At 44.9% G+C, this 18,328-nt stretch carries 13 protein-coding genes; 5 read left to right on the plus strand and 8 right to left on the minus strand.

The window, feature by feature from the left end; genetic code table 11:
• Positions 1-6 precede the first annotated feature (6 nt).
• Both D0C36_RS02630 and D0C36_RS02635 read right to left on the minus strand, forming a co-directional pair.
• Positions 7-3,342 carry a SusC/RagA family TonB-linked outer membrane protein gene (locus tag D0C36_RS02630; protein ID WP_158557060.1) on the minus strand — a complete coding sequence of 1,112 codons (3,336 nt, stop codon included), beginning with the start codon at positions 3,340-3,342 and terminating at the stop codon, positions 7-9.
• 268 nt (positions 3,343-3,610) lie between these two features.
• A complete protein-coding gene (locus D0C36_RS02635; protein ID WP_117390028.1) occupies positions 3,611-4,558 on the minus strand; it encodes a FecR family protein in 948 nt (315 codons plus the stop codon).
• 139 nt (positions 4,559-4,697) lie between these two features.
• Here D0C36_RS02635 and D0C36_RS02640 point away from each other — a divergent pair, with 139 nt between their 5' ends.
• Positions 4,698-5,054 carry a bleomycin resistance protein gene (locus D0C36_RS02640; protein WP_147321919.1) on the plus strand — a complete coding sequence of 119 codons (357 nt, stop codon included), beginning with the start codon at positions 4,698-4,700 and terminating at the stop codon, positions 5,052-5,054.
• Here the strand turns inward: D0C36_RS02640 and D0C36_RS02645 are convergent.
• A complete protein-coding gene (locus D0C36_RS02645; RefSeq protein ID WP_117390030.1) occupies positions 5,051-5,638 on the minus strand; it encodes an RNA polymerase sigma-70 factor in 588 nt (195 codons plus the stop codon). The two genes, D0C36_RS02640 and D0C36_RS02645, sit on opposite strands and share 4 nt — an antisense overlap.
• 149 nt (positions 5,639-5,787) lie before the next feature.
• Between D0C36_RS02645 and D0C36_RS02650 the strand changes: the two genes are divergently transcribed.
• A complete protein-coding gene (locus D0C36_RS02650) occupies positions 5,788-7,350 on the plus strand; it encodes an MFS transporter (protein ID WP_117390031.1) in 1,563 nt (520 codons plus the stop codon).
• A gap of 76 nt (positions 7,351-7,426) precedes the next feature.
• Positions 7,427-8,371 (plus strand): hydroxypyruvate isomerase family protein, encoded by a 945-nt coding sequence (locus D0C36_RS02655; RefSeq protein WP_117390032.1) that lies wholly within the window; start codon positions 7,427-7,429, stop codon positions 8,369-8,371.
• On the opposite strand, the gene D0C36_RS02660 is transcribed toward D0C36_RS02655, so the two are convergent.
• From D0C36_RS02660 to D0C36_RS02680, 5 genes are all read right to left on the minus strand, one after another.
• Positions 8,361-10,475 (minus strand): T9SS type B sorting domain-containing protein, encoded by a 2,115-nt coding sequence (locus D0C36_RS02660; protein WP_117390033.1) that lies wholly within the window; start codon positions 10,473-10,475, stop codon positions 8,361-8,363. The two genes, D0C36_RS02655 and D0C36_RS02660, sit on opposite strands and share 11 nt — an antisense overlap.
• Positions 10,476-10,541: 66 nt before the next feature.
• Positions 10,542-11,732 carry a hypothetical protein gene (locus D0C36_RS02665; RefSeq protein ID WP_233524389.1) on the minus strand — a complete coding sequence of 397 codons (1,191 nt, stop codon included), beginning with the start codon at positions 11,730-11,732 and terminating at the stop codon, positions 10,542-10,544.
• 74 nt (positions 11,733-11,806) lie between these two features.
• A complete protein-coding gene (locus D0C36_RS02670; protein ID WP_117390034.1) occupies positions 11,807-12,604 on the minus strand; it encodes a helix-turn-helix domain-containing protein in 798 nt (265 codons plus the stop codon).
• Between the two features lie 64 nt (positions 12,605-12,668).
• Positions 12,669-13,550: an oxidoreductase gene (locus tag D0C36_RS02675; RefSeq protein ID WP_117391339.1), complete on the minus strand. Its 882-nt coding sequence runs from the start codon at positions 13,548-13,550 to the stop codon at positions 12,669-12,671.
• An 87-nt stretch (positions 13,551-13,637) separates the two neighbouring features.
• Positions 13,638-14,504 (minus strand): AraC family transcriptional regulator, encoded by an 867-nt coding sequence (locus D0C36_RS02680; RefSeq protein ID WP_117390035.1) that lies wholly within the window; start codon positions 14,502-14,504, stop codon positions 13,638-13,640.
• Positions 14,505-14,644: 140 nt separating this feature from the next.
• Between D0C36_RS02680 and D0C36_RS02685 the strand changes: the two genes are divergently transcribed.
• Together D0C36_RS02685 and D0C36_RS02690 are read left to right on the plus strand one after the other, a co-directional pair.
• The gene (locus tag D0C36_RS02685) at positions 14,645-15,856 is read left to right on the plus strand and encodes a glycoside hydrolase family 172 protein (RefSeq protein WP_117390036.1); all 1,212 of its coding nucleotides are present in this window, start codon (positions 14,645-14,647) and stop codon (positions 15,854-15,856) included.
• Between the two features lies 1 nt (position 15,857).
• The gene (locus tag D0C36_RS02690; RefSeq protein WP_117390037.1) at positions 15,858-18,326 is read left to right on the plus strand and encodes a glycoside hydrolase family 95 protein; all 2,469 of its coding nucleotides are present in this window, start codon (positions 15,858-15,860) and stop codon (positions 18,324-18,326) included.
• Positions 18,327-18,328: the final 2 nt, after the last annotated feature.

Raw genomic sequence — 18,328 nt, forward strand, 5'->3', positions numbered from 1 at the left:
TGCAGATTAAAGTGTTACATCCAAACCAAAACCATAGTAAACCGGCAGCGGGTATGAACGGGCACTATTAGCACCACCGGCAGTAACGTTACCGTTTAACTCGCTCGATTCCGGATCAATAAATTTCATTGGCGAGAAGGTTAGTACGTTTTGGCCTGTAGCGTAAACCCTAACTTTTCTCATGCCGATCTTTTTGGCTATGCCCATTGGCAATGTGTAACCAACCTGCACGTTTTTAACCCTCAGGTATTTACCATCAAACAGGTACATATCAGACCCTCTGCGGAAGTTATTCTCGTTTGATTGGCTGCCGCTTGCTGCAAGTCGGGGGTAACGTGCATCAGGGTTTTGAGGAGTCCAGTAATCTAACTGATGTTGGTAAATAACCTGCGAGTAATTTACGTGGAACGGCTCAACCTGTTCGCCGCGTACAAACATGTTACGTTTGCCAACACCTTGCAAAAACAGGTTAAAGTCGAAGTTTTTAACGTTAAGGTTGTAAGTAAAACCAAAGGTTAAACGCGGAAAACCACTGCCAAAAACAAACTTATCGTTATCATCGATTACACCGTCACCGTTTACATCAACATAGCGATTATCGCCGGGGCCTACAGTTAAACCTGCAGGTTTAGGGCCGTTGTTCACCTCATCAAGATTTTGGAAATAGCCATCGCGCTTTAACGCCACGTATGAACCAATTGGTAAGCCAACTTTATTTAAAAGCTGCATCTCATCATACGTCCTTAACTGGTCGCCGCCTTCCAGTTTTAACACTTTGTTTTTGGTATCGCCTACGTTAAATGCAAAACTGTGATTAAACGCGCCGGTTTTAACGCGGTAGTTAACGTTGATCTCCCAACCCCGGTTTTGTACCTCGCCAGCGTTGTAATCTCTTGCCGGTGCGCCCCAAACACCCGGTACAACGGGTGGCAACAAAATATCGCGGGTAATTTTATTAAAGTAGTCTATACCAACCGTAAGGCTATTTTTAAAGAAGGTTAAATCGGCACCGATGTTTAATGTTGACGCGCGTTCCCATCTGATATCAGGATTGGCAAATTTTATATCGATGATGCTAACCGGTTGCCCGTTAAACGAGTAATAATCGCCTGATGTGAGGTAGTTATCAAGAAACTGATACTCGGGCACGCTTTGGTTACCCAAAATACCATAAGATGCACGCAGCTTTACATCACCAAATTTTTCACGGTAGTTTTCCATGAAGCTTTCCTCAGTTAAACGGTAACCCGCGGTTACTGATGGGAAGAATGCATCGCGGTTTTGCTTCGCGAATTTTGACGAAGCATCTACCCTGAAATCGCCCTCTACATAATACCTGTTTTTGTAATTGTATGATGCACGACCAAATACCGAGTTCAAACTATTCTCGGTAGTGTTGCTATTTGTACCGTTTGATGATGTTTCTATCACCGTACCGGTAGTTGGTGTACCTAACTCAGGATCAGTGAATTTCATTCTCAGGTAGTTAGCTTCCCTGGTGTACGATTCATTGGCAACACCCACTAACACATCAATGTTATGATCTTTTGCAATGGTTTTGGTGTATTGCGCCAGAAATTGCGAGTTGATGAAAAGTATCTTTTCGTTTTCGTCTGCCGTGTTGCGGTCTGCACCGTAAACGCCTTTAGGAAGAAAGTTTACCTGCATTACCCTATTAAACATGTGGTTATTAGTGAAGTTTCCACCAAAGACACCTTTCAGTTTAAAGTCTTTGGTAACGTTAAGTTCTGCAGTTAGGTTACCCAAAACGTTATCGTTATCGCGTTTGCGGTAACCGCCTTTTTCAAGGATACCAAGCGGGTTAAACTCAGCCAATACATCATTGGTTAAATAATTACCGTTTGCATCTTTAATTGGGTAATAAGTAGGTGTACGACCGGCATCTACGATCAACGTACCGGTTTGAGACGAATGTTCTTTAATCTCGGTACGCGCATAACTTAAAGTACTGGTCACTTTTAATTTACCAAACTCAGAGTTAAGGTTCATACGGTAGTTATATCTGCGAAGGCCATAATTTGGGCCAACCAGGTTGCTACGCTGATCCATTACACCGGCTGATACAAGGTACGATGATGTGGCATTACCGCCTGTTAAACTAAGGTTGTGGTTCTGCTGTACTGCGTTTTGCAATATCTCGTCCAAAAACCATTTGTGATCGCCTTCTTGTTGAAACTGGCGAATCTGCTCCGGACTGTAAATAGGTGTTAAGCCGGCATTTACCACAGCCTCGTTACGCAGCATGGCGTTTTCCCATGAATGTACCGGTTTGTAACCTACTTTTGGCACCTGCACACCTGCCTGTCCGTTATAGGTAAGTGTTGCTGCGCTGTTTTTGCTACCTTTTTTAGTGGTTATCAAAATAACACCATTTGAAGACCGTGATCCATAAATTGCGGCGCTACCTGCATCTTTCAGGATAGAAACCGTTTCAATATCGTTAGGGTTCAGCAGGTTAATGTCACCACCGGTTATACCGTCGATAACAACTAAGGGGTCTGTGTTACCGAAGGTGCCTACACCCCTTATGTTAAGCGTTTGGCCGGCACCCGGTTCATTGCTTTTTTGCTGAATAATTAAGTTTGGCGATGTACCCTGTAAAGCCTGCGTTAAGTTAACCGACGGCTTGCCTTCTATAGCCTTAGCTGTTATCTGATCAACCGCGCCGATAAGGTTTACCCTTTTTTGGGTGCCATAACCTACTACTACAACCTCGTTCAATGAGTTTTGAGCCCCCCTAAGTTGTATTTTAAAGTTGGTTTGGTTGCCAACAGATATCTCCTGGCTCTCGAAACCAATAAAGCTGAATACCAAAACAGCATCAGGACCAGGTGCATCAAGCGCAAACCTACCATTAACATCAGTTACGGTACCCGTACCAGTTCCTTTTATTTTAACGCTTACCCCCGGTAAAGCAAGGCCGGTATCATCAACTACTGTACCTTGCACGCGTATCGCGTTTTGAGCGCCTACGGTAGTCCCGTTATAGGTTGTAGCTTCGCTCTTGTCTGAGATAACAACTACGTCATCAATTATTTTATAACCCAGGTTAAACGGAGTTAAAACCTGATCGAGCACTTCTTTAACGCTCTTGTTATTTACGTTTACATTTACCTTGTAACTCTGCTTTAACAAGTTATCTGCGTAAGCAAATTTAACTTGGTTGTTAGATGCAATTTTATCAAGCACATCCGCAAGCTTTTGGTTTTTAACCTGTAGCGTTACGTTTTGCTCCAAAAATCTCTGTCCGTATGATGTATCGGCAATAGCAGTTAAACACATCAAACAAACTACAAAGCAGGCAAGCGAGGTATATTTCATTAATATTAATACATAACGAACTACTCCATTTGATAATAGAGATATATTCATAGATTTGAATAAATTAAAGTGTTTGAAATTCAAGTGATACGCTAAAGAATTCGACCCTCTTGGCGCGTACACTTAATAATAACCCGGCATTTTAATCACCCTGTTCAAATGCCCATTTGATCAGGGTTTTTTTATGTATTTATGTCCTCATTCAATATTTAATTTAGGTTAATGGATTTTGGTTATCTATTAATTACAATTGGTTTTTCTTCTTTAATCAGCAGCCTTTGCCTGTTAGTTTATAGCTATTTCCGTCAGTACTCTGTACTGCCTTTCCCTTCACCAGTTTGGCTACTATTTTCATCACATTTTGTAATGATACATTGGTAAAATTGGCCGTTATTGAACATTGCGCCAGGTTGCTATCAGCCTTAACCTGTACACCAAAGCGGCGCTGTATAACGCTCAGTACTTCGGCCAAAGGCATATTCTTCACAATAAAGTTGCCTTCTTTCCAACCAGCCAAAGCTGTTATATCTACATTTTCGGCAATGGTGGCTACGCGTGTTTTCTTATCAAAAAGCACTTCCTGCCTGGGTGTAAGGAAAACGGTTTTATTGGCAGGCGCTATCACACCTACCTTACCGGTAGCAACATCAACCTTTACAAAGCTTTCTTCGGGATAAGCCTTTACGTTGAAACTTGTACCCAATACCTGTGTACGTACATCGCCGGTACGTACAATAAACGGCATCTTATCATCATGAGCAACCTCTAAAAAGGCCTCTCCTGTTATTATTATCTCTCTTTTATCGCCACGGAAAGTTTCGGGATAACTCATTTTGCTATCCCCGTTAAGCCAAACTTTGGTACCGTCTGATAGCGTAAAACTGGCCACCTGCTTACCACCGGTAGTTAGCTCCTTCTGCGCAATTGGCGATACCACATCCATCACCTGGTTCTTATTCTGATATAATAAACCAGCGGTTACAATCACTGCAATAACCGAAGCGGCGGCTATCCATCTTTTCTTAACATTATTTTTGTACGCCGGCATAGCGTCAATCTGATCGGTAATGCGGCTGTATACAGCATTACGGTCAAAATCAGAAGCGTCCGCTTCCTTGCCCAGTTCCAACTCGTCAAAATATTTTTGAACAAGGTTTTCCTGCAAAGCGCGGTCTTTGGCCTCTATTTTTTTTCTCAGAAAAGTGAACTTTCTCATTCGGTTTATAGTTGTAAGATGCTGCACATTGGGCTACCCCCCAAGGCAATTGAAAATATTTTTAAGATTTTTAAAACAATTTGTTTTTTGCTTATTTAAGCAATTTATATTGCAACGTTTCTTTGCCTGTTATTACACCATGTTCAAGCGTTCCACTCCCATATTAGCTTCTTTAGATAAAGCCGCAACAATATCATTCTATACCCAAAAACTCGGCTTTAACCTCAAAGAAGAAAACAACGGCTACCTGGTATTTGAGCGCGATGATATCCATGTGCATTTATTCCCCTGCAGCAATCCTGATGAATGCCGCAACATGGGCTGTTATATTTATGTAACCGATATTGAATCGCTATACACAATGTATCAAAATGCAGAGATCATACACCCTAATGGGCCACTTCAATTAATGCCATGGGGATTACGACAATTCGCCGTGACAGATAATAATGGCAACATCATATACTTTGCTGATGATAAGCCTGTAGCTTCTTAGAACAATTGCAACAACAAAGCAGCTATAACAACAGGCAGATAATCTGTTAAACCGGTGCGCAGGTGGCGAAGGGCGATGGTCATTTGGTTCTCTACGGTTTTTACAGAAATATTTAAACGCAGGGCAATCTCCTTGTTGGTCAAATACTCTTTACGGCTTAGTGTAAATATCTCGCGGCAACGATCAGGCAGGCGCCCAACGTTTTCTTCCAGTATGGCAGCAATATCGCTTTGTAATACTTTACTATCGGTGCTGTAACGCTCTGTTAACATGGCAATGGCCGAAAGATCTAATGTGGCTTTCTTGGCACGGATATACATCAGCACCCTGTTCTTGATAGCCACTTTAAGGTACCATTCTAAAGATGAGATATTGAGCGACGAACGTTTGGCCCACAGATCAACAAACAACTCCTGTACAAGGTCTTCGCAAACATCCTTATCGCGGAACAAATTGTAGGCAACGGCGTAAACTTTTGAGGAATACTTATTGTATATCACCTCAAAGGCCATACGGTCGTCGTCCCGCAGCAAACTAAGCAAGTCTGCATCGGGCCACATCTGATATTCCTTCAGTGGGTACATAGCGAAAACGAAACGGTTTGTTGATTAAAATTGGTAAGGCATAATTACAAAGTTTATTTGAAATTTAAAATACCTTAGTGTAAATCGTTGTGAGATTTTATGGATAGCTTTACGATGCTTGTAAAACCTTACAAACAATATTGTTAACTATGGCAACGGTAGCGTTAAACAGCAAGGCCGGTAAATGGGTAATGGTGTCATGCATAATGGCATCGGCAATGGCATTTATTGATGGCACTGCCTTAAATGTTGTATTACCCGCCCTGCAGAAAAGCCTTAACGCCGGCGCCACTGATCTTTTCTGGCTTCTTAATGCTTACTTACTTATACTTGCTTCGCTTATTCTTATAGGTGGTTCGCTGGGCGATAAGTTTGGCCGTAAGAAGGTATTTATGGCAGGCATATTTGTGTTCATCTGTGGGTCGGCGGCGTGTGGCTTTGCAAAAGATATTACCTGGCTTATTGTTTTTAGGGTACTGCAGGGATTAGGCGGAGCTTTTATGATACCCGGCAGTTTATCGCTCATCTCCTCTTCTATCAACGCAAAAGAACGCGGCAAAGCCATTGGCACATGGTCGGCATTTACTACGGTGGTTACCATGGGCGGGCCAATTTTAGGTGGCGCTTTCGCAGATGCAGGTTTATGGCGATATATTTTCTTTATTAATGTACCAATAGGTGTAGCAGCACTTACCATCCTTTGGAAACAAGTTGCCGAAAGCCGCGAAACTGATGAGAACCCGTCTATAGACATTTGGGGCGCTGTGGCCATTGCGCTTGGGCTGGCAACACTTACATTCGGCTTTCTGCAGATGCCTGCACTTGGTTTGCAACATTGGCAGGTTTATGGATCAATAGCTACGGGGGTGTTATTGCTCATCATCTTCATTATCATTGAAAAGAAAAGCAACCACCCGATGATGCCCTTGCAGCTTTTCAAAAACCTCACTTTTAGCGGGGCTAATCTGCTAACGCTGTTTTTGTATGCAGGACTTGGTGCAGGCATGCTATTCATGGGTTTAAACATGGTACAAGTGCAAGGTTATAGTCAGCTACAATCGGGATTAACCTTTTTGCCTTTTACTTTGCTGATGATAGGCATTGCCCGCTTTGCCGGTGCGCTGGCCGATAAGCATGGCCCAAGGTTATTTTTAATTGGTGGGCCCGCCCTTGCGGGCGTTGGCTTACTTGTGCTGTCATTCATTAAACAAACCGCCGGGCCGTCTGATTATTGGACCACTTTCTTCCCCGGTATCATCCTATTTGGCTTGGGCATGTCGTTCACGGTATCGCCGTTAACCGCTGCGGTAATGGGTTCGGTGAGTGAGCATTTCTCAGGCGTAGCATCGGGCGTAAACAATGCCATTACACGAGTTGCCAATGTTTTTGCTAACGCGATATTGGGCGCACTGGCTGTTGTATTTTTCTTTGGCGCGCTGCAAAATCAGTTAAAGGATATACAACTTAGCAATAATACAAAGCAAGAAGTTATGCAACAAAGCAGTAACCTCGGCAATGCTAAACCGCCTAACAATATCCCGGGAAACGAAAAACAAACTATAGAAAAGGCCTACAAACAAAGCTTTATTTCGGCCTACGGCAACGTGATGCGCATATCTGCGCTGCTTGCTTTTACCGGCGCTTTAATGGGCGTTCTTTTTATCAGAAACAGTGCTGTAAAACAACAAACTAACAAAGCACCATCAGAATAAATCACAGTACGGCATAGTAATAAGCCTAAAAAATGTGATATTACGGGCGCTTATTAACCTATTTTAAACCATACCAATGAACAGAGGGAGCTTTTTAAAGAATAGCGCGCTTGCCGCGGGTGCAGTATTAACGGGCAATGCCGTTTTAGGCAGCACAGCCACAAGTTGTAATAATGATAACAACTTAGCCACAGCGGCTGCAGGCAAAACTTTTAACCTTAACTACGCCCCGCACGATGGCATGTTTAAAAACTCGGCCGGTGCTGATTTTCTTGATCAGATCAAATTTATGTACGATCAAGGGTTTCGTTCTATAGAGGATAATGGTATGGCCGGCCGTACTGCTGCCGAGCAGGAAAAAATAGGCAGCCTGCTTTCAAAGTTAGGGATGCAAATGGGCGTATTTGTTGTTGACAAAGGCGGCAATGGCGCCAACACTTTAGCCGCCGGCAAGCAAGAATATATCGACATCTTTTTAAAAGGCTGCCGCCAGGCGGTTGAGGTATCAAAACGCTGCGGCGGCAAACTTGCAACTGTAGTGCCAGGCGATTTCCAACGCAACCTGCCTCTGGATATACAGAATGCAAACGTAATTACTGCGCTACGCAAAGGTGCCGAAATATTAGAACCACATGGCATTGTGATGGTGCTGGAACCTTTAAGCGATACGCCCGACCTTTACCTGCGTACATCAGCACAAACGTATATGATATGTAAGGGCGTTAACAGCCCATCGTGCAAAATATTGTATGATATGTACCACATGGCCAAAAACGAAGGCAACCTCATCAATAACATTAAATTAACCTGGGACGAGATAGGCTATTTCCAGATAGGCGACAATCCGGGCCGTAACGAACCTACCACCGGCGAGGTAAACTATAAGAACATCTTCAAATTTTTGCATGAGAAGGGCTACAAAGGTGTGTTAGGTATGGAGCACGGCAACTCGCGCCCGGGTAAAGAAGGCGAACAACGTGTGATACAGGCCTACCGCGAAAGCGATAACTTCATCGGATAATACTCAAGCTGCCGGACTTAACTGCATTGTTCGGCAGCTTTATCATATAATAATAAACGCCCGTGGGCAGGGCTTTGCCGTTAAGGGTACCATCCCAATTGTTTTTATAGTTCCTGGCGGCATACACCACGCTGCCATTACGGTCAAATATTTCGGTATAGTTTTCTAAATATTCGATATTTTTTATCACCCAGTAATCATTAACGCCATCAGCGTTAGGGCTAAAAGCATTAGGTACCGTTATTTCCGATTTTACAATAATGTTCACCGTAGCCTCCTGCGTGCAATCATTGGTGTTAGTGGTAGTCAGTTTATAAGTTACATTACTCAATGGCGTACTTGTAACTGTTCTGGTATCTGTGTTATCAAGATAGGTTGCCGGCGACCATGAATATGCCGAAGCATTGTTTGCGGTAAGGGTTACAGATTCGCCAAGGTTAATGATGGTATTACTTGCAGTTATTTCGGCAATGGCCGGGGCATAGAGAATATCCACCTTCTGCTTTTCGCCCTCACAATTCCCATTACTTATCGAAACAAAATAAGATGTATTGGCCGATAATACCGGGGTTTCATACGCTCCGGCTGTTTGTATGATGAATGCTCCACCTTGATCGTACCAGTTATATTTTTCGGAACCGGTTGCGCCTTCTGCGCTAAGGTTTACCTTTCCTGGTTCACAAAGTATGGGTTTATCGGCAACAACATCATGCAATGCACCATCCGGCGACCTCAAAATACTTACCTGGGCAGTTTTTGTAAGCAATGTGCCGCCTACTACTGCTTTTAATGTTACGGTATACGTGCCTTCGGCAGTAAAAAGATGCGAAGGCTTTGCCACATTTGAACTATTTGCCGCGCCCGAGGCCGGGTTACCAAAATCCCAGCTTATGCCGGTTACATTGGCTGAGTTAGTTATCATTTCAAACTGAACGGGGGTGGCTGAGCAATTGCCGTTACTTGCAAAAGTTAAGCCCGAGAAATTACTGAGGTTTTGAGGTGGCAGACCCAGCCTCGCTTTCTTTGCTGCTAAGGATACTGTATTAAGCTGAAAGTCTGCAGCGGCACCGGCGTTATCCGGGAAGTTAATACTGTGTAATGAAGTTTTATCGCCCTGTGTTACATATATCTTGCCATCGGGCGCCATTTGTAAAGCACCTAAGGCTGGCATACTTACAATTACTATCCCTTTATCGGCGATATCGCCTGAGGTTAACGGCAACTTTATCTGATACAGGTTGCCCGGTTGATTAAGTATGTACTCACCAACATATAACATTTTACTGTTTGCAGAAAACTCAAGGCCGTATACGGTAGCAGTACCTGCTTTTAGCCCCGAAATAAGTTTATTATTGGTGATATAGCCGGTTGCATTGTCAAAATCAAATATATCAACAAAGCCTTCTGCAAAGCTGGTGCCGGTAGCGGCAAGTGTTGTACCATCAGGCGATACACGCATATAACCGGCCATGCTTTTGTTGTGCACCTGGCCAATATTCACTGTTTGTACCGGTGTAGCCGAAACACCGGATGAAGTAACCCTCCACTCCACAAAAGCATCACTCCCAGCCTTGTGGCCAATAACCCAAATATCTTTACCATTAGCATGCCTGGTAGCCACTATCTTCTCGGTGACCTCATTCAGCATATATTGATTCTTTTGCACAACAGCACCGCGACCGCTATCGCCCGTCATATCTACTGTTGAGTAGTACAGATCGCCACCAAAGGCTTCCATGTGAAAGATGAAGAAACGGTTATCATTATCGGGCTGCGGAACAATGATCACCTGCGTTGAGGATGGGCTTGGCCCACCTGCTAAACCGGTACCGTTAAGCATGGTGTTATGATCTTTATTCCAAACGCTAACACCATCTGTGTAAAACAACAGGTTACCGGCTGCATCGGCAATACTTGCGCATGCTTCGCCTGCATTTAATTTACCGTCTGTAAGTGCCACAACTGGCGTTTGGTTGAAGTTTAAACCCGCATTTATCCCAAAATACCAGATGTTATTTTGGCGCTGCGCAATGGCAAACGTGGAGAATAACAGTAGTGTACTTAATAAGAAAAACTTCTTAAACAGTTTACGTGCAGCCGGCATCAAGATCAGTTAAAGATGCTAAAGTAAGCATATAGCAACAGAAATAAAACCCGTTGCAAAAGCTGTTTATGGCTCATAGGCGTACACCACCTTAAACGGCACGCTCTTTAACTTTGCAGATAGTTGGCCAATGCTCAGATCTTCGGCTTGGGGGGTTGGCTCACACACGGAGTATATCTTGCCATTATACACAATTGGCTCGCCTACAGGTTTATCAAAACCAACGGCCATGGTAATGTGCGTTGGATAAAGCAATGCAATCATGGGCAAGTTATAGACCTCTTTTACAAGGTAAAAGAACAGCGCAGCACGATCATCACAATCGCTGTAGTTTGAAGCGAGAGTTTCACCCGGCGAAAGGCGTTTCTCGCGGCCATAGTTCTGCTCGTCGTCTTCGTAAAGGAAAGCGTAGCGGGTAAATCGCATCAGGTAATCTACACCTTTCTTTTCATCCATACCTTTCACATTCTTTTTTAGGATAGGGATAAGCGAACCATAAGTTTCCTTATTTAAAGGAATATTGAAATAGGTTTCAAAATCTACTCCGGGATAATTGATAAAAGCCTTCTGCTGATCGGCATTTACTTTTATTTTAAAGTGATAGGTTTTGTGCGCATATTGAAATGACAGATCTTTCTCCACATCCCTATCCGGCCTAAAATCGGGCATCATGGTAACCTTGTAAGAGAACGGTTTTACCGCCTTAGGCACAGGTAATGCTACAGGCACAGGCGGATCATCATTCAGGTTGGCATTATTATAATCGTGGATGTTTAGGCAAACGTATTGCTTACCATCAACCATAAAATATGGGATATCTCTTATCTCTTCATCGTTGTAAACATAAAAGATAACCTTGTTATGCGACAGCGCCAGCCTTGCATCATAGCCAGAGCGGTTAAGCATAAACCATTTGTAGAACGTATAGCGGGCGTAATTATCTTCTTTAGGTGCTATCTGCTGCGCTACACGGCGTACCAATTGGTAATATAACCAGTCGTTTAAGTGATGCTCAGCTTTGTAGGCTGCAAGCGAGTCTATCAGTGGTTGATATTTTGAATCTTCAATTTTCTTTTGAGCCGATTGCAAATCTTTTGCAGTAAGCGATTGGGGGATAACAATATTTGTCGACTGATCAAGGTTGGCTATGAATGGATCTTTGTAAAAATCAACGCGTATCTGTCCCTCTTGCCCATAAACAAAAGTTGCGGGTAGCACAAAGCTGATAACCAGGAAGAAGCAAAAAAGCGGTCGCATTGGCTTAACAATCAGATAACATTAAATGTACGATTAATTAACGTTTATTTAATGCAATTGATTGTAAAAATTTCTCAGATTTTTGACGGCGACAACCCAAATTTGTTTTTGAATGCAAATGAGAAATGCGACAGGTCTTCAAAACCCACATCCATGTAAACCTCTGATGCCGAGCGGCCTTTTTCTTTTATCTGGTAAAATGCCTCCTGCAGGCGGCGATGCAATAGCCATTGCCCCGGAGATGTATTAAAGATCTTCTCGAAATCGCGCTTAAACGTAGCCAGGCTACGGCCGGTTAAGTAAGCAAAGCGTTTCATCTGCACGTTGAAATGAAAATTCTTCTCCATAAAACTTTCCAGATCTATCTTACCTGGGTCACTAAAGTCGAATAGAATATCAGCTAACTGAGGCTGGGTTTGTAATAGTATCAAAATAGCCTCGTTAACCTTCAATTGTTGTAATTGGGGGTTATTCTCTGCTCCTTCTCCCTGGTACGGTGCCAGCGAATCCATAAAGCTTTTATAGAGAACGTGCGGTTTCAGCTTCACAATAGCGTCTGTTTGCCGATGCGCAGATGGCTTATACCCCTGCTGCATACTGAAATTACGCAAGGTTTCCTGATCAAGATAAACCGATACAGATTTAAACTCTCCGCCGCCGACAGGTGGTTCTTTAATATACTTGATAAGGTTATTGCGCCTGAAAAACCTGAAATCGCCCTCGTTAAAAACATTGATGCGTTCGCCATCGCTCACTGTGAACTTGCCCGATATCTGATAACTAAACACATGCTCGGGTACAAATTGTTCACCTTCCCTGCTACGGCTATAGTAGCAGGAGTATGATATCATCGGTCTTTCGTTTGAGGCCATGGTTCAAAATAACAGCATTAACAAATAAGCGGCAAGGCCACATGGCCCCGCCGTTATAAAATATTTATTTCTTTAAGCTAAGGAAACGTTTACCTGCTTCGCTCTCAAAGAAATTCTCCGCATCATCAGCATCGGTTGATAGACTGGTTTGCTCCCATTTCTCCAGCTCGCGCAGTTTGGCGGCTTCAGAATGTTTTACAATACCTACGGCCTCACTGCCCAAAAGCAAGTGCAGGGGTGGCTCTGGCATATTAACTACATCTATCATTACTTTGGCTGCTTTATCAGGGTCGCCTATTGGTTTAAAGTTACCGCTTTTGAAAGTCTCGATGCGTTTGTTCACCGTGGTGTAGGCTTCAATTTCGGGCGCATAGGTCATGGAGTCGCCGGCCCAATCAGTACGGAAACCGCCCGGTTCAATACAAGTAACCTTTATGCCCAGATCAGCAACCTCGATTGCCAAACCCTCGCTAAAACCACTCAATCCAAATTTCGCCGCCTGGTAAATAGATACGCCACCGCTGCCCACACGGCCGCCAATTGAACTGATCTGCAGTATATGCCCCGCGCGTTGTTTACGCATGTGAGGCAACACGGCACGGGTGATCTCAACAGGCGCGTATAAATTGGTCTCCAGTTGACTGCGAACCTGCTCATCACTGTAAGCCTCAACCGCACCGGTAATGCCGAAACCGGCATTGTTCACCAGTACATCAATCCGCCCCAAATGAGCAACCGTATCTGCAATTACTTTATGTACCTGTCCGTAATCGGTAACATCCAGTTGGATGGGGTAAATAGCATCGGGATATTTGTCTGCCAGATCTTTCAGACTATCAATATTACGGGCAGTTGCGGCTACTTTATCGCCGTTTGCTAAAACCGCCTCAGTAAGGCTGCGTCCCAATCCGCGGGAGCTGCCTGTTATAAACCATACTTTTGCCATAATTTTTTTGTTTTTTGTTAAAGCAAAATTAGGCAACCATCAAAAGCGGAGTTTTGTTGCATGGCTCAAATTACTTTGTTCAAAAGCTCAAGATGTTTTAAGCTTCTCTTGCTGATATTTCTTCGGCGACATATTCATTACCTCTGTAAATTGCCTATTGAAATATGAAAGGCTGTTAAAACCCGATTCAAAGCATACATCCGTAACCGAGTAGTTCTTTTTATGCAGCAGCTTGCAAGCATAGGCCACACGTACCTCGTTTAAAAAACGGGTAAAATGTTTACGGGTGCGGCTTTTAAAGTAACGGCAAAAAGCGGTTTCGGTAAGGCTGGCCACGCGGGCAACATCAGCAATAGTAATCTTTTCTCTAAAATAGCGGTAAACAAACTCGTTCACCTTGCGCATGCGTTCCTCGTCTTGGCTGTGGTCAAAAAAGTAATCCTGTGTGGTAATATATTCGTAGCCATCACCTGCTGAGAGATTGTGCAGCACCGATAACAGGTTAAGCACTTTTTCCGTATCGCCCTGCGCCGGCATTTTTGTTAAGGCCGATGCAAGGCTCGTATTCATAGCGGCGCGGATATGTACGCCCCTTTTGGCTTTATTCAAAAATTGCCCGATGGCCTGAAACTCGGGCCGCTCCATGAAGCCATCGCCCAAAAAATTAGGTGTAAACTGCAGCACAATCCCCACCGGCGACGCGGTGGGGTTATCTTTTTTAAATTCTTTATTCTCCTGCAAAACATGCGGGCAGTTTGCGCCTAATATCAGCACATCGCCCTGGTTAAACTCACGGAAGATATCACCTATAAGTGCCGTTATTTTTCCTTCGGTAAAGTATAGCAGTTCCACCTCGGGGTGATAGTGCCAGCGCATAGTAAGGTCAAGCGGCTCGTACTTAAAAATAAACGAGCGGTTAGCCTGCGGGTTAATAAGCCGGAATGAGGGTTCCATATAATTAGCGAATACTATTCTATCATAAAATTATGATATTCTTTAACATGCAGGTAGTATCCGTCAAAAAAAAGCTAACAGCACGGTACAGTATGGGTGTAATGCTTAGCTTTAATAGTTTGGCTTACCAATTATAAATTATGCGTTGCATTTACACCCTTTTGCTTGTTGCCTGCACGCTTTCAGGCTTTGCTCAGGTAAATACAAAACCCTTGTTTGAGTTTGACGGAAACAGCACTACCCGCTGGAGCAGCCCCGAGAACCTTAACGGTAAAAAAGGCGCAGGTGCCATGGAAAACTATGGCGCCAAAGGACGGCCCTATCTCAACCTGCCCGCCGGTAAAAGTGTAGATCTGCTCAACATAAAAGGCCTGGGCATTATCAACCGTATCTGGATCACGATAAACGACCGCTCGCCCGAAATGCTGCGGACTTTAGTGGTAGAAATGTTTTGGGATAACCAGACAAAACCCGCGGTATCCGTCCCGCTGGCCGATTTTTTTGGGATGGGATTAGGAAAGATGTCATCGTTTCAGAATGCATTGTTCGCCAGTCCTGAAGGGCGCTCTTTCAATTGCTATATCCCCATGCCGTTTAAAACCGGTGCACATATCCGCATCCACAACGAGGGTGCGCGCGAGCTGAGTAACCTTTTCTTTGATGTAAATTATCAGCTCACTAAAACGTGGAACCCGGCTAACCTTTATTTCCACGCTTACTGGCACCGCGATACGGCTACTACTTTGGGGCAGGATTATGAACTGCTGCCCCGTATTAAAGGCAAAGGCCGCCTGTTAGGTATTAACGCAGGCATAAACACCAACCCCCAGTATGGCAGCACCTGGTGGGGCGAAGGCGAGGTAAAAGTTTATATGGATGGCGACAGGCAATACCCTACCCTTGCCGGCACCGGTACCGAGGATTATATAGGCGATGCCTGGTCGCAGAATGCATTTATTACGCAGTACACCGGTTGTTTAGTATCCGACGAGAAGAACCGCCAATGGAGCTTTTACCGCTACCACATCCCCGACCCTATTTATTTTACTACCGATTGCCGCATGGCCATCCAAACCATGGGCTCATCATTCAGGAAAGAGGTGATGGAGCTACAAAAGAAAGGTGCAAAAATGATCCCTACGTCTGTTGATAGCGGCCGGGGGAAAACACGCAACCTATACAAAACGGGGATCGGATTTGACGACAAAAGCGTAACGGAGAACTTTGCGCTGTTTTATCGTTCTGACGATTGGTCGTCGACCGCTTATTTCTATCTGGATAAGCCGATAAACGATCTGCCCGCACTGCAACCTTTAGCCATCCGTACCTACAATCTTAAAGCCTCAAAATAACATGAAGAAGCTTTACTTCCTTATCTTATTCATATTATCAGCCGGCACCCTGCAAGCGCAAAAGGCCATCAACCACAAATACGGCACACTGATGTGGTACAAACAGCCCGCCATTAACTGGAACGAGGCTTTACCAATCGGTAACGGCCGCATGGGTGCCATGATTTACGGGCGGGTAAAGGAAGAACACATCCAACTGAACGAGCAAACACTATGGTCGGGCGCACCACGTGATTGGAACAACCCCGAGGCTAAAAAGTACTTCCCGCAGGTGCGTGAAGCCGCCCTCAACAGACAGTACAAACAAGCCGACAGCCTTGCCCGTAAAATGCAGGGGCCGTACACAGAGTCGTACCTGCCAATGGCCGATCTGTTTATCCGCTACCGCGATGTAAAAGACTCGGTTAATTACCGCCGCAGCCTCGATCTGGATAGTGCGCTGAGCAAAGTGCAATACCAAAGTAATGGCATAACCTATAACCGCACCGCTTTTGCCAGTTTCCCGGGCAGGGTTATTGTGATGAGGCATACGGCAGATAAGCGAGGCGGGATTTCTTTCGCGGCCAATCTGAGCAGCAAATTACACTTTAAGGTTACCAGCGAGGGCAGCAATCACCTTGTACTTACCGGCAAAGCCCCGAAGCACGTTGACCCGGTTTATCTGTGGAAAATAAAAGACAAAGACGCTATACAATATGATGATAACGGCGAAGGCATGACCTTCAGGCTCGATCTGCTGATCAAAAATGAAGGCGGCACGGTTAAGGCTGATAAAAATGGCATTGTTGTGAGTAAGGCTGATGCAGTCACCTTCATCTTATCCGCAGTTACCAGCTATAACGGGTTCGACAGATCGCCTGGCTTGCAGGGTAAAGACCCTGCGGTTGATGCAAAAAAGCATCTGGATGCAGCGTCAAAACTAAGCTATGCGCGATTGAAAGCAGATCACCTTAAAGATTACCAGCCGATATTTCGTCGCGTGCAATATTACCTCGGCGAAAGCCGGAATAAAACCCTGCCTACTGATGAGCGCCTTAAGCTGATGAAGACCTATACCGATCCCGAGATGGTGGCGTCCATCGTACAATTTGGGCGTTATGTACTGATAGCAGGCTCCAGGCCGGGTGGATTGCCCGTTAACCTTAAAGGATTGTGGAATGACCGTTTACGGCCAGAATACAGCTCAAACTGGTGTATTGACCACGATGCACAAATGTTTTATTACGCTGCCGAAACCACCGGCTTAAGCGAAATGCACCAACCTTTCTTAGATTTCATCCGCGATCTGAGCATAAATGGGCGCAAAACCGCGGCTGTAAATTACGGATTGCCCGGCTGGTGCGCGCACCACAATACCGATATATGGCGGCAAACCGGCCCTGTTGGCAATTACGGCGGCGGCAACCCGCACTGGGCCAACTGGAATATGGCCGGGCCGTGGCTTAGCGCACATTTATTTGACCATTACCAGTTTACCGGCGACAAACAGTTTCTTAAAAACGAAGCATGGCCGGTAATGAAAGGTGCGGCAGAGTTTTGCCTTGCATGGCTGGTAAAGGATAAAAACGGCAAACTGGTATCTGCCCCTTCGGCCTCGCCCGAGAATACTTTTATTACCGCCAAAGGCGATACAGCCGAACTGAGCGCCAACAGCACCGGCGACATTGCCCTGATGCGCGAATTGTTTATCAATTGCATTAAAACAGCAGAGTTACTGCACACAGATAACACCTTTGCCCAAAAGCTGCGCAAAGCATTGGCCCTTATGCCAGAGTACAAAATTGGCTCAAAAGGCCAGTTGCTGGAGTGGGAACAGGAATGGCAACCGGTTGATCCGTCGCACAGGCACTTAACGCATCTGTATCCCGTTTTTCCGGGTAATGAGATATCGCCCTACACCAATCCCCTGTTAAACGCAGCGGCCATAAAAGCTTTGGAACTGCGTAAAAAAACCAACTGTACCTGGGGATTTGCATTAAAGGCCGCCTGCTGGGCACGTACCGGCCAGGCAGACAGCGCTTGGGCTACCTGGCAGGAGCAATTACGGTATGTAAGTCCGCTGAGTACCTCGCCGATAAATAATTACGGGCTGTTTCCCAATTTCTTTAATTCGGATGGAAAGGATGTGATCATGAATGGCAACGGCTGCGCTACTGCGGTTTTAACCGAGATGATCCTACAATCGCGCGAAGATGAGATAGACCTGTTGCCCGCCCTGCCCGAAGTATTTGCTACCGGCAACGCGCATGGTCTGCGTGCCCGCGGCGGTTTCACGCTCAACCTGACCTGGAGCAAAGGCAAACTACAAAACAGCCGATTAATATCTGTTTTGGGTAACAAGTGCAATCTGCGTTCTGCAACAGCCATTAAGGTCACCAGCAAGGGCAAACCAGTACAGGCGAAGCGTAACGGCAACGTTTATACCTTCAATACCACCAAGGGCACGGTTTATCAGATTGTGCCTTTATAACG

It is taken from the genome of Mucilaginibacter conchicola (assembly GCF_003432115.1).
Taxonomy (GTDB): Bacteria; Bacteroidota; Bacteroidia; order Sphingobacteriales; family Sphingobacteriaceae; genus Mucilaginibacter; species Mucilaginibacter conchicola.